The organism is Actinopolymorpha pittospori (assembly GCF_014873875.1).
In the GTDB taxonomy this organism is placed as follows: Bacteria; Actinomycetota; Actinomycetes; order Propionibacteriales; family Actinopolymorphaceae; genus Actinopolymorpha; species Actinopolymorpha pittospori.
Genome location: NZ_JADBEM010000001.1, coordinates 1,827,146 through 1,840,091 on the forward strand (window position 1 = coordinate 1,827,146; position 12,946 = coordinate 1,840,091).

Annotated in this window: 13 protein-coding genes; 5 read left to right on the forward strand and 8 right to left on the reverse strand. The window is 69.0% G+C overall.

The genetic code is table 11. The features are described 5' to 3' along the window. Window positions 1-623: 623 nt before the first annotated feature. The 8 genes from HEB94_RS08650 to rpmH form a co-directional block, all read right to left on the reverse strand. A complete protein-coding gene (locus tag HEB94_RS08650; protein WP_420481522.1) occupies window positions 624-1,451 on the reverse strand; it encodes a ParB/RepB/Spo0J family partition protein in 828 nt (275 codons plus the stop codon). Window positions 1,452-1,639: 188 nt separating this feature from the next. Next, window positions 1,640-2,680: a ParA family protein gene (locus HEB94_RS08655; protein WP_192749416.1), complete on the reverse strand. Its 1,041-nt coding sequence runs from the start codon at window positions 2,678-2,680 to the stop codon at window positions 1,640-1,642. 242 nt (window positions 2,681-2,922) lie between these two features. Next, complete coding sequence (rsmG, locus tag HEB94_RS08660; RefSeq protein WP_192749417.1) at window positions 2,923-3,579, reverse strand: 16S rRNA (guanine(527)-N(7))-methyltransferase RsmG; 657 nt, start codon at window positions 3,577-3,579, stop codon at window positions 2,923-2,925. 73 nt (window positions 3,580-3,652) lie between these two features. After that, the gene (locus HEB94_RS08665; RefSeq protein WP_192749418.1) at window positions 3,653-4,228 is read right to left on the reverse strand and encodes a Jag family protein; all 576 of its coding nucleotides are present in this window, start codon (window positions 4,226-4,228) and stop codon (window positions 3,653-3,655) included. A 71-nt stretch (window positions 4,229-4,299) separates the two neighbouring features. Beyond that, window positions 4,300-5,262, reverse strand: coding sequence for a membrane protein insertase YidC (gene yidC / locus HEB94_RS08670; protein WP_192749419.1), 963 nt, complete (start codon window positions 5,260-5,262; stop codon window positions 4,300-4,302). A gap of 12 nt (window positions 5,263-5,274) precedes the next feature. Beyond that, complete coding sequence (gene yidD, locus HEB94_RS08675; RefSeq protein WP_337917531.1) at window positions 5,275-5,526, reverse strand: membrane protein insertion efficiency factor YidD; 252 nt, start codon at window positions 5,524-5,526, stop codon at window positions 5,275-5,277. Further along, entirely contained in the window at window positions 5,523-5,891 is a 369-nt protein-coding gene (gene rnpA, locus HEB94_RS08680) for a ribonuclease P protein component (RefSeq protein WP_192749420.1), read from the reverse strand. The genes yidD and rnpA overlap by 4 nt, the downstream gene beginning before the upstream one ends. A gap of 35 nt (window positions 5,892-5,926) precedes the next feature. Continuing rightward, on the reverse strand, window positions 5,927-6,061 hold the full coding sequence (rpmH, locus tag HEB94_RS08685) for a 50S ribosomal protein L34 (RefSeq protein WP_084678165.1): 135 nt from the start codon (window positions 6,059-6,061) through the stop codon (window positions 5,927-5,929). A gap of 639 nt (window positions 6,062-6,700) precedes the next feature. Between rpmH and dnaA the strand changes: the two genes are divergently transcribed. From dnaA to HEB94_RS50385, 5 genes are all read left to right on the forward strand, one after another. Further along, on the forward strand, window positions 6,701-8,206 hold the full coding sequence (dnaA, locus tag HEB94_RS08690) for a chromosomal replication initiator protein DnaA (RefSeq protein WP_420481523.1): 1,506 nt from the start codon (window positions 6,701-6,703) through the stop codon (window positions 8,204-8,206). 554 nt (window positions 8,207-8,760) lie between these two features. Further along, complete coding sequence (gene dnaN, locus HEB94_RS08695; protein ID WP_192749421.1) at window positions 8,761-9,909, forward strand: DNA polymerase III subunit beta; 1,149 nt, start codon at window positions 8,761-8,763, stop codon at window positions 9,907-9,909. A gap of 54 nt (window positions 9,910-9,963) precedes the next feature. Continuing rightward, window positions 9,964-10,902, forward strand: coding sequence for a phosphogluconate dehydrogenase (NAD(+)-dependent, decarboxylating) (gene gnd / locus HEB94_RS08700; RefSeq protein WP_337918518.1), 939 nt, complete (start codon window positions 9,964-9,966; stop codon window positions 10,900-10,902). Window positions 10,903-10,920: 18 nt separating this feature from the next. Beyond that, window positions 10,921-12,033 (forward strand): DNA replication/repair protein RecF, encoded by a 1,113-nt coding sequence (gene recF, locus HEB94_RS08705; protein WP_192749423.1) that lies wholly within the window; start codon window positions 10,921-10,923, stop codon window positions 12,031-12,033. Next, entirely contained in the window at window positions 12,023-12,673 is a 651-nt protein-coding gene (locus tag HEB94_RS50385; protein WP_192749424.1) for a DciA family protein, read from the forward strand. Before recF ends, HEB94_RS50385 begins: the two co-directional genes overlap by 11 nt. The last annotated feature ends 273 nt before the right edge of the window (window positions 12,674-12,946 follow it).

Genomic DNA, 12,946 nt, shown 5'->3' on the forward strand with positions numbered 1-12,946 from the left:
GCACGGGTCGGAGTCAGCGTCGGTGCGTGGTCAGCGGCGGGGTCTCTGCGCCGCCGCCAGCATCGGGGCACCCGGGGCACCAACACGCCGTCCGGCACACCGCTCGCGGGAGCCGGCGCCATCCCCCAGGAGCCCCGGAGCGCGGACAACTAGCGGACCAGGTCGACGACGCGTTGCCCTCCGACCGCCTGCGTGTGGCCGCCGACTGCCGGACTGGACCGCGCGCGGGTTCTCAGCGCCGCAGGCCGCACTCAGGCCGTGCACTGAATCTCGTGCCCGCTCGAACGACCGAAAACCACGAACAAGTCACGGTCGCGGCTCACGGCTCACGACTCACGGCCGGGAGCTACGGCGGGTTGGTCGGGGCAGTGGTCACCCGGCCAGGCCGGCGGCGTCCAGCGAGCGGCACGACGCCGTCTGTTTCACGTGGCCACTGTCGCCGGATGCCACACCCAGAGCTGCACGGCGCCGGGCTCAGCCAGCGACCCGCGCCGGATCCGCGCCAGCTGCGCGATGGTGCCGATGGCGGCTTCTGAGGATCAGATCGTTCGGCCGTCGTCGGTGACCGGCGTCGGCCCTCGCCCTCGCCGGTCGTCGGCGCGCGGTTCAGGCGGAGCGAGTGCTCAGCTTTCGTGCGGAGTTGGCGGGTCCATCAGGCCGATGATGCGCTCGAGGTCGTCGATGGAGGCGAACTCGACGGTGATCTTGCCCTTGGAGCGGCCCAGATCGACCTTGACCCGCGTCTCGAAGCGGTCGGCGAGCCGGACTTCCAGGTCGGCCAGGCGCGGCGCGACCGGCTTGGCGGTACGAGCGGGACGAGCCGGCTTGTCCTGCTGGCCGATGCCCATTGCGACGATCTCTTCGAGCGCCCGAACAGAGAGCCCTTCGGCGACCACCCGGTGCGCCAGCCGGTCCTGGGCCTCCTCGCTGTCCACGGCGAGCAACGCCCGCGCGTGGCCGGCGCTCAGAACGCCGGCGGCGACCCGACGCTGCACGGCCGGTGGCAGCTTCAGGAGCCGGAGGGTGTTGCTGATCTGTGGACGGGAGCGTCCGATCCGGTGCGCGAGTTCGTCGTGCGTGCAGCCGAAGTCCTCCAGGAGCTGACCGTAGGCGGCAGCCTCCTCGAGCGGGTTGAGCTGCGCCCGGTGCAGATTCTCGAGCAGGGCGTCGCGCAACATGACGTCGTCGTCCGTGTCGCGCACGATCGCCGGGATGACCTCCAGCCCGGCTTCCTGCGCGGCTCGCCAGCGACGCTCGCCCATGACGAGTTCGTACTTGTCGGCGCCAAGGTGGCGCACGACGATCGGCTGCAGGAGCCCGATCTCCTGGATGGAGTGGACGAGCTCGGCCATCGCCTCCTCGTCGAACACCTGACGCGGCTGCCGGGGGTTCGGCGTGATCGCACCGACCGGCACCTCCGCGAAGTGAGCGCCGGCAACCATCGGTGGCATTGCCGGAAGGTCCGGAGCCTGTTCCTGATGACTCTCGACGGGTAGCGGGACTGGCTCGGGGCTGACATCCGTTTCGCTCGACGGCGGCGTAACGGAAGGCGACACAGGCGGCGGCGTAGGGGTCGCAACAGGTGCGGGTGCGGCCGGTATCAGCGCGCCAAGGCCGCGACCCAATCCACGTCGAACCGTCATCGGACGTCTCCTCGCTCGAATCCACTCGCGGTGGTCGAGCCTAGTACGCCCCCATTGCCCGTATCGGTGGATGTGTCAGTTTCCACACTGTTCGCCCAAGGATCCCGAAGCGCGAGCTCCCGTGCGGCCTCGAGGTAAGAGAGGGCGCCCGGCGAGCCCGGGTCCCAGGTCATCGCCGTCTGCCCGAAGCTCGGCGCCTCCGAGATACGCACCGACCGCGGGATGGCGGTGCGGAGAACGGCCTGGCCGAGGTTCTCCCGGGCGTTCTCCGCGACCTGCGCGGAGAGTCGGGTGCGCGCGTCGTACATCGTGAGCAGCACGGTGCTGACGACGAGGTCGCGGTTGAGCTCCCGGACTAGGTCGACGATGCGGAAGAGCGTCTCGACGCCTTCCAGCGCGTAGTACTCGCACTGGATCGGCACCAGCACCTCGCGGCCGGCGACAAGAGCGTTCATCGTGAGGAGGCCCAGCGACGGCGGGCAGTCGATCATCACGTAGTCGAGCGGCTGGCCGGCCTCCGCCTGCTCCCGGATGTACACGTCGAGAGCACGCTTGAGTCGGGCCTCACGAGCGACCACGCTGGCGAGTTCGAGTTCGGCGCCGGAAAGGTCGATCGTCGCGGGGACAGCGAAGAGCGTGGGAAAGCGCGGCACCGAGTACACGAACTTGCTGATCGGCTCACCGTCGACGAGTACGTCGTAGATGTTGGGCAGTCCTTCGCCGTGCTCGATGCCAAGCGCGGTTGAGGCGTTGCCTTGTGGGTCCAGGTCGATCACCAGCACCCGAGCGCCGGATCCCGCGAGCGCCGCGGCCATGTTGACCGCCGTGGTGGTCTTCCCGACGCCGCCCTTCTGGTTCGCGACCACGAAGACCCTGGTCCGGCGCGGCCTCGGGAGAACTGGATTGAAGACCATAGGGGTGTCGACGTCTCGCGCGACGGCCGCCGCCGGCGGAAGCTCCGATGTTTCACGTGAAACGAGAAGGTCGTCGGTGTTCTGGATCGTGGCCGGGCCTACATGCACGGGGATCTGGTCCATTGGCTCCTGCCGTTCGTCTGGGGCTTGGACCGCGTGGTCCGCACCTTGGGGAGCATCTACTGCCGGGGGGTCGCCCTCCGCCTCGGCTTCGTCGTCCGCGACGTGCCGCCCTGCGGGTCCATCGGCTGGGTGCTGGATGGGCCAGCCGAGACCGGTTTGATGCTGCTCGTGCACCTCGCTGGAGGTCGGCGACGGTCGAACGGGCCAACCAAGTCCGGTCACCGCGTGCACGTCGGTCACAGTCATACTCCTCTAGCTGAACCGGACCCGCCGCGGCGATTCCGTCCCTGCCCTGGTGGGCGTCTGCGTTTCGGTTCCCCCGCGACGAGGCGCACCACGGTCGTGGGGATGGGTACCAGCCCTTCGCCGAGCCGCTCGATGGCCGACTCGACAACTCCCAGCTTCGCGAGCTCCGGACGAGCCTCGTCGAGTTCAGCGGCGGCGCGCTCCCCCTTCATCGCCAAGACTGACCCACCCGGGCGACACAGGCCAAGCGCGACACGGGCCAGCCGGGAAAGAGGAGCGACCGCTCTCGCCGTCACGACGTCGTAGGCGCCGGAATGATCCTCGGCCCGTGAACGGACGACCTCGACGTTGGACAACTCGAGGACGTCGACCGCCTCTGACAGGAACTCCGCGCGACGGAGGAGCGGCTCCAGGAGGGTCAGCCGAAGATCCGGCCGGGCGATCGCCACGACGATGCCCGGCAGACCGGCGCCCGAACCGACGTCACAGACCGTCGAGCGCGCCGCGATGGCCGGTGCCAGTACCCCGCAGTTGAGAAGGTGCCGATCCCAGATTCGCTCGACCTCGCGCGGGCCGAGCAGCCCGCGTTGCGTACCAGGGCCGGCCAACAGATCGGCATAGCGTCGGATGACGGGTAGCCGATCTTCGAACACGAGCTCCGCGGCAGGCGGAGCCTCTGGCACATCGACTGCCTCGGCTGTTTCACGTGAAACAGCCGATGGCTGCTCACGCCTGCTGGACGACGACCCTACGCTCGGGCTCTTCGCCCTCCGACTCACTCGTCAGTCCCTTCGCGGCTACTGCGTCATGGACGATCTTCCGCTCGAACGGCGTCATCGGCTCCATCCGAACCGGCTCACCACTCGCGCGTACCTCTTCCACGACCTTCTCCGTCAACGCGATCAGGTCCTTGCGCCGCTGTGCGCGGTAGCCGTCGACGTCCAGCATCAACCGGCTGCGCTCCCCGGTCTCGCGGTAGACCGCGAGACGGGTCAGCTCCTGCAGCGCTTCCAGGACCTCGCCGCCCTCACCAACCAGAAGCTTCAAGTCGCCACCCACGATGGCCACCATCGCGCGGTCGCCTTCGACGTCCAGGTCGATATCGCCGTCAATGTCGGCGATGTCGAGGAGTTCCTCGAGGTAGTCAGCCGCGACGTCCCCTTCACCCTCGAGCCTGGACACTCGCTCCTCGGCGGTCTCCGCGGGGGCCTTGCGCTCTGCGGTCGACTCGGCGTGGTCGTCGTTGCGACCTTCACCGTCGGCGTCGCCACCTTCAACGAACGACGTAACGCCCTCAGTCACGACTTCTCCTTCATCTCGCGCCACAGCCGGCGCACACAACAAGACTTTGGGGACGGCGGCGCCGTCCGTTGTCAGCGACTCTTCCGCTTGCTACGCGGGAGTCGCTGGGGCTGTACCCGCTTGGCGGCCGCCTGCGTCGCCTCGTCGCCGTTGACCGATGCGGTGGCGCCGTTCGGCGACTCCTTGTCGCCGCCCGGAAGCAGCGCGGACAACCCCTTTCGGGCCGTCTTGCGGCCCTTGCGTGCCTGATAGGCATCGAAGGCCGGGGTGCCCGGAGCGGGGTTACGGCGAATCACCCAGAACTGCTGGCCCATGGTCCACACGTTGGTGGTGAACCAGTAGATGAGCACACCCACCGGGAAGTTGACGCCGCCGACCGCGAACACCAACGGGAGCACGTAGAGGAGGAGCTTCTGCTGCTGCGCGTACTGACCGGTCAGCGCCTCCGGCGGCATGTTCTTACGCATGAGCTGCCGCTGGGTCGTGAACGTCGTCGCCGTCATCATGATGATGAGCACGACCGTGACGACCTGGACCGACAGGCTCGTGGAGCCGATGAACTTGTCCGAGATGTGCGCGCCGAAGATCGACGCGTGGCGCAGCGAGTCGACAAGGCGCTGGTCCAGGCCCGACCCACGGACGACGCCGTTGGCCGCGCCATCGAGTACGCGGAAGAGTGCGATGAAGATCGGCGACTGCAACAGGATCGGAAGGCACGAGGAGAACGGGTTGGTTCCGCTCTCCTTGTAGAGCTTCATCATTTCCTGGCCCATGCGTTCCCGGTCATGGCCGAACTTCTTCTGCAGCTCCTTCATCTTCGGCTGCAGCAGGGCCATGTTGCGGCTCGCACGGATCTGCCGGACGAACAGCGGGATGAGCAGGATCCGGATGACCACGACCAAGCCGACGATCGACAGAACCCAGGTCCAGCCCGAGTTCGCACCGAGCAGGGGCGAGAAAACGGTGTAAAACGCTCGCAGGATCCACGACACGGCGTCGTAGAGCGGCGTAAGGATCGTGTCGTACCAGCTCACGCTTCACGCACCTCAGCTGTGGGTGTGCGCGCCCACACCGGCGCGCGGTCGGGGTGGCGGGACCGGGTCGTACCCGCCAGGGGTCCAGGGATGGCACCGCGCCAGCCGACGAGCGGCCAGCCAGCTACCGCGCAGCGCCCCGTGCGTTTCCACAGCTTCCAGGGCGTAGGCCGAACAAGACGGGTGATAACGGCACACCTGCCCATACAAGGGACTCACGAACATCCGGTAGCCCTTGAGAAGTAGGACAAGAACGGCCTTCACCGCGCACTCTCCGCTGCGAGATATCGCGGTCGCGCCATCGCTGTGCCGAGCGCCGCGTCGAGGTCGCGCCCTAGCTGGTCGCTGGACGCCCTCGCTGCAGACGGTAACGCGCGGACGACGAGGAGGGTTCCGGCCGGTAGCGAACCGACCCTGTCGCGAAGCAGATGGCGGAGTCGTCTTCGCACCGAATTGCGCACCACCGCGCTCCCGACGGCGCGGCTCACCACGAATCCAACCCGGGCCGGTGTCTCCTCCCCGGCGACCACCAGATGCACGACAAGCGTCGCTCGGCCGGCGCGGCGACCATGTCGGACCGCCGTCGCATAGTCGACCGAGCGACGCATTCGGTGGTGGGCCGGGACCACGACATCGAGCTCGACCTGGATGGACCTCGACCGTCTCAGACGGCGAGGCGCTGACGGCCCTTACGCCGCCGAGCTGCGAGGATGGCGCGGCCGGCTCGAGTCCGCATCCGCAGCCTGAAGCCGTGCGTCTTGTGCCGGCGCCGGTTGTTGGGCTGGAAGGTGCGCTTCACGGGGAGTCTCCTGGTCAGTGGTGATGATCGCGGGCGCCGTCATCTCGACATCACCGTCCACCCGCGGCCCAGCGACACGCATCGAGCGCGGCGTTGAAACTGATCCGTGAGCATACGGCGATCGCCGAGAGAACGGCACCGTGACCGACCCACGGTACGGGCCAGCCGCTCGGCCGGTCAAACTGAGTCGTTCGAGCGCGCTCCGCAGGATACCTATCCGGCCTCACCCGGCCATCAGCGGATACCTCTCGGCGCTCCGGCCCAGGCGATCCGCCCGGCCGGCGGGCGACCGGGACCGGCCGCGGACCCAGTCACCGGCACACAGTCACGACCCAGTCACCGGCACAGTCACGACCCAGCCGTGGATCCGGGGCCAGAACACGGCCGGCGTACGGAAGCTCGCGGATGGGAACCGTTCGCTCGGACCGGCCCTTGATGGACAGATTGTGCGCTTGTTACCGTCCTCCACCCCTTAGGGTCGTCCACAGACGCTTTACACAGGCTGTGGAAGGATCTGTGGACGCTGTGGCGCCTGAAGGAGGCCGCTGAACCGATCCGGAAGCCCACGACCGCGGACGGACATCCACAGGCACGCGGGGGCGTGCAAGTGATCGCCTGACGGAGACAGGAGTTGAAGTAGTGCCCGGGGAGCCTGACGCGCTTAGTGCCACCTGGCGACTGGTCCGGGACAGCCTGGACCAGGACCTTCCGCCGAACCACCGGGTGTGGCTCGCCTACAGCCGGCCGGTGACGCTGCACGGCAACACCGCCATCATCGCCGTGCGGGACGACTTCACCCGAACCCAGCTCGAGACCAAGCTGCGGCCGCGCCTCGAGGACGCCCTGTCCAGGGCACTCGGTGAGTCCGTACGCCTCGCTGTCACCGTCGAACCCTCGCTCGCCCTCGACGGGCCCGACGACGGAGACGACGGGACGCCGTCCCCGGAGGAGGGTGAGAGCCGGACCTCCGGGACGTCGGGTGGCGTGCAGCCGCTCGGCGACGACGACGAACCCCACCGCTCGGGACTCGCCGTGGGGCCGAGCGGCACGGACGCGTTCGCCCTGTCCTCCGCGCCTCCCGGTCAGCCGGTCCGCGCCGACACCGAGCCGCCCCGGCTGAACCCGAAGTACCTCTTCGACACGTTCGTGATCGGCTCGTCCAACCGGTTCGCCCACGCGGCGGCGGTCGCCGTGTCCGAGGCTCCGGGCAAGGCCTACAACCCGTTGCTCATCTACGGCGACTCCGGCCTGGGCAAGACCCACCTGCTCCACGCGATCGGTCACTACGTCCGCAACCTGTACGCGAACGCGCGGATCCGCTACGTCTCCAGCGAAGAGTTCACCAACGACTTCATCAACTCCATCCGCGACGACAAGGCGCCGACGTTCCAGCGCCGCTACCGCGACGTGGACGTGCTCCTGGTCGACGACATCCAGTTCCTCGAGAACAAGGAGCGGACGCAGGAGGAGTTCTTCCACACGTTCAACGCTCTGCACAACGCGAACAAGCAGATCGTGATCTCCTCCGACCGCCCGCCCAAGCGCCTCGAGACCCTGGAGGACCGGCTGCGAAACCGGTTCGAGTGGGGTCTGATCACCGACATCCAGCCGCCGGACCTGGAGACGCGGATCGCGATCCTGCGCAAGAAGGCGGCCCAGGAGCGGCTCACCGCACCGCCGGAGGTGCTGGAGTTCATCGCCAGCAAGATCCAGACCAACATCCGTGAGCTCGAGGGTGCGCTGATCCGGGTCACGGCGTTCGCGAGCCTCAACCGGCAGGCCGTCGACCTCGCCCTCGCCGAGATCGTGCTGAAGGACCTCATCCCGACCGGTGGCGAGCCGGAGATCACGGCGGGCCAGATCATGGCCCAGACCTCGTCCTACTTCGGGCTGTCCATGGACGACCTGTGCGGATCGAGTCGGAGCCGGGTCCTGGTGACAGCCCGCCAGATCGCGATGTACCTGTGCCGTGAGCTCACCGACCTCTCGCTCCCGAAGATCGGTCAGCAGTTCGGTGGCCGCGACCACACCACCGTCATGCACGCCGACCGCAAGATCCGGCAGCTGATGGCCGAACGGCGCAGCGTCTACAACCAGGTGACCGAGCTCACGAATCGGATCAAGCAGCAGGCGCGTTCGTCCTGACCCTCGGGCGTCGGCCCGCCGTCTTCGGCGGCGCCGGCGACGTGCGGCGCGAGGCGTCGCAGCGGGGGCTGGGAGAGGGCCGGACGTCCGGTTGGGCCGGTTTGATCGCGAACGAGGCTTACTCCTCACAACCTGGGGACAACTCTGTGGATCAATCTCGACCTTGTCGGGGAAGGATTGTGGATCGTGTGGGACAAAAGTCGACAGTCCACCGGAGCCCCTGCGCTGCCCCCAGCTCGCCACACAGCCTGTGTGCATGAAAGTTCAGCCCCTGACCAGCGCAAACACGAGTTGTCCACACTGTCCACCGCACCTATGACGAAGCTGAGTCTGCTTACGTAAATGACAAGAACTCCACAATCCTCAGCGCGCCAAACCTGGGGACGAAGCGTTCCGAGCCCGATCCCAGGCCCCGTTCGTGGCCCCGAACCGAGTCCGATCACGCGAGCGGACTCCACGTCCAGCCGCAGCGGACCCGGCACCACCCGCCCACTTCCAACCGGTGTAGCGTCGTGCTCCCAGTTGGCCGCTGTACGTCGAGGAGGCGAAGAGCGGTGAAGTTCCGCGTAGACCGTGACGTCCTCGCCGATTCGGTGGCCTGGGTCGCACGCAGTCTCCCGTCCAGGCCTTCGCTTCCGGTCCTTGCCGGCATGTTGGTCGACGCTCGCGACGGTGAGCTCCTGCTGTCCGGCTTCGACTACGAGACGTCGGCCCGGGTCAGCGTGCCCGCCGAGGTGTCGGCCGAAGGTTCGGCGCTGCTGTCCGGGCGACTGCTCGCCGACATCAGCCGCAGCCTTCCGTCCCAGCCGGTCGATCTCACCGCCGAGGGCGGCAAGGTCGTGGTGACCTGCCGCAGCGCGCGGTTCACCATGCAGACCCTGCCGGTGGAGGACTACCCCGAGCTGCCGCAGATGCCGACCGCGTCCGGCACGGTCAAGGGCGACGTGTTCGCCAACGCCGTCTCCCAGGTCGCCGTCGCCGCCGGCCGCGACGACATGCTGCCCGTCCTCACCGGCGTGCGCATCGAGATCGAGGGCTCCTCGGTCACGCTCGCGGCGACCGACCGCTACCGGCTCGCCGTCCGCGAGTTCACCTGGTCCCCCGAACAGTCCGACCTGTCCGCCACCGCGCTCGTGCCGGCCCGCGTCCTCGCCGACACCGCCAAGGCCTTCGGCGCGGGGTCGGAGGTGACGATCGCCCTCGCAGCTCCGGGTTCGGGCAGCGGCGAGGGTCTGGTCGGCTTCGCCGGCACCACCGGTGGGTCGGTCCGGCGTACGACCACCCGCCTGCTCGACGGCGAGTTCCCGAAGTACCGCACGCTCTTCCCGCCCGAGCAACAGACCGTCGCCCGTGTCGACACGGGTGCGCTGGTCGAGTCGCTCAAGCGGGTCGCCCTCGTCGCCGAACGCAACACGCCGATCCGGCTGACCCTCGGGGACGGCATGGCCACCCTGGAGGCGGGCAGCAGCGACGAGGCGCAGGCATCGGAGTCGATCGAGGCGAGCATCGAGGGCGAGGCGCTGACCATCGGGTTCAACCCGCAGTACCTCCTCGACGGGCTCGGCGCGATCGAGGCGCCGGTGGCACAGTTCGCGTTCACCCAGCCGACGCGTCCGGCGGTCCTCACCGGTCTCGCCGCGCCGGAGGCCGAACCGAACGCCGACTACCGCTACCTGCTGATGCCGGTCCGCCTGCAGAACTGAACCAAGGAACGGGTGGACCACCCCGGCGCCGCCGCGCTCGGTCGAGGGTGGGCAGTGCAGCGGCGGGGAAGGAACTGGTTCGGCATGGAGATTGGGCTCGTCGGCCTGGGCAAGATGGGCGCGAACATGCGGGAGCGCCTACGAGCCAAGGGACACACCGTCGTCGGATACGACACGAACCCAGAGGTCTCCGACGCCGACACCCTCGCCGACATGGTCGGGCAGTTGTCTGCTCCCCGCGCCGTCTGGGTGATGGTGCCGGCGGGAGACATCACCCGCTCCGTGATCGACGAACTGTCCGGCCTCCTCGGTGAGGGGGACGTGGTCATCGACGGCGGCAACTCCCGCTGGACCGACGACGTCACCAGCGGCAAGATCCTGGGCGAGCACGGCATCGGTTTCATCGACTGCGGGGTCTCCGGCGGCGTGTGGGGCCGCACCAACGGCTACGCCCTGATGTGCGGCGGCCGCGCCGAGGACGTCGTGAAGGTGCAACCGGTGTTCGACGCGCTCAAGCCCGAGGGCGAGTTCGGCTTCGTCCACGCCGGCAAGGTCGGTGCCGGGCACTTCTCGAAGATGGTCCACAACGGCATCGAGTACGGCCTCATGCAGGCCTACGCGGAGGGGTACGAACTCCTCGAGGCCACCGACATCGTCGACAACGTCACCGACGTCTTCCAGTCCTGGCGGGAAGGAACGGTGATCCGGTCCTGGCTGCTCGACCTGCTGGTCGCCGCGCTCGAACAGGACACCGGTCTCGCCTCCATCAAGGGCTACGCCGACGACTCCGGTGAGGGCCGTTGGACGGTCGAGGCCGCGATCGACAACGCCGTACCCATGCCGGCGATCGCCGCCGCGCTCTTCGCCCGCTTCGCCTCCCGCCAGGACGACTCCCCCGCGATGAAGGCGATCGCGGCGATGCGAAACCAGTTCGGCGGCCACGCGGTGCACCCGGACGCGACCGCGGTCCGTCCGGACACCGAGGCACCCTAGGCCACGGCGGACGTCGCCGTGTACGTCGCGCACCTGTCACTCACCGACTTCCGGAACTACTCCGCCGTCGAGTTGCCGCTCGAGCCAGGTGTGACCGTCTTCGTGGGCCAGAACGGCCACGGCAAGACCAACCTGGTCGAGGCGGTCGGCTACCTCGCGACGCTCGGATCGCATCGGGTCCCGCACGACGCGCCGCTGGTGCGGTCCGGTGCCAGCCGCTCCGTCGTACGCGGGGACGTGGTCCGGCACGGCCGGCACGCGTTGATCGAGCTCGAGATCACCCCGGGCCGGGCCAACCGTGCGCGGCTCAACCGGTCACCGGTCTCCCGCCCGCGTGAGGTGCTCGGCATTCTCCGGACCGTGCTGTTCGCTCCGGAGGACCTCGCGTTGGTGAAGGGTGATCCCGACACTCGGCGCCGGTTCCTGGACGAGTTGCTGGTGGCGCGGGCACCGCGACTGTCCGGCGTGCGGCAGGACTACGACCGGGTGCTCCGGCAGCGCAACACCCTGCTGAAGACGGCGGGGCAGGCCTCCTCCGGCGCGCTGCGGACGCTGGACGCCTGGAACGAACACCTCGCCCGGCTGGGTGGGGAGCTCCTCGCGGCGCGCCTCGCTACGATCGACGTCCTTCAGCCGCTCGTGGCGAAGGCCTACGCCCACGTCTCCCCCACCCAGGAGGAGGTGCGGGTCGACTACCGCAGCTCCGTCGAACTCGGTGACCACACCACGGCGGAGGCACTCGCCGGCGACGTCGCCGCGGCTCTGACGGAGCGCCGCGAGGAGGAACTGCGCCGCGGCGTCTCCCTGGTCGGACCACACCGCGACGACCTGCTGCTCAGCCTCGGCGAGTTCCCCGCGAAGGGATACGCGAGCCACGGCGAGTCCTGGTCGGTCGCGCTCGCCCTGCGGTTGGCGGCGTACGACCTGTTGTGCAGCGACGGTGGCGAACCGGTGCTGATCCTGGACGACGTCTTCGCCGAACTCGACACCGGACGTCGCAGCCGCCTCGCCGCCCTGGTGGCCGACGCGGAGCAGGTCCTGGTCACCGCCGCCGTACCCGACGACGTCCCGGACCAGCTACGGGGAGTGCGCTACGTCGTCGCGGACGGGGAGGTCGAACGTGCCGAGTGAACCCGGCGAGCAGGAGCCCGCGCGGCGGGACCCGGTCGACGGACTTCCGGATCGACCGGACGCGACCGGCGGGTCGGAGGCCTCGCCCGATCACGACCCCGCGACCGCTGCCGATCCCTCCTGGAACCCCACCGGCGTCGAACTCGCCCGCGCGGTGGCGGCCTCCATCGGGAAGGTCGTTGGACCGGCCGGTTCCTCGACCGGGAAGACCCGCGGCCGGCGCAGGGGCGACCGGCGCGCGGGCGGCGACCGGACCGCGCGTTCGGGTGCGCGACCCGACGACCGGGATCCACAGATGCTCGACTCGACGATCGACCGGCTGGTGAACGAGCGCGGCTGGAAGACCGATGTCGCGGTCGCCGGTGCGATCGCCCGCTGGGATCACATCGTCGGCCCCGATGTCGCGGCGCACTGTCGGGCCGAGCGCTACGCCGACGCCGAGCTCACGGTCCGCGCCGACTCGACGGCGTGGGCGACGCAGGTGCGGTTGCTCGCGCCGAGCCTGGTGCGGCGACTCAACGAGGAGCTCGGGGATGACACCGTACGTCGCGTCGTCGTGCACGGACCGACGGCGCCGAGTTGGCAGAAGGGACCGCGTCGCGTACGCGATGGCCGCGGACCGCGGGACACCTACGGCTGAGCCGCCGAGTCGCTGAACTGTTGGTGGGACCGGCCGGGATCGGCGCCAGGATCGGCGGCCGAACCCGATCGGGCGCCCCGCCGGTTTGTCCGGATTGCGGCGTACGGCCCTCGATGTGGGCCGCTCGTGCGGCCTGTCCGAACCCTCACCGCTCGCCGCCACACAAGCGCCACAGATCGCTTCGGAGAGTGCGAGGTAGAAGGGGGTATACCTCTGTGGGCGCTGTGCGGGCCAGCAGGGCCTCTAGGGCCTGCCACGCGGGTGTTTAGGTCG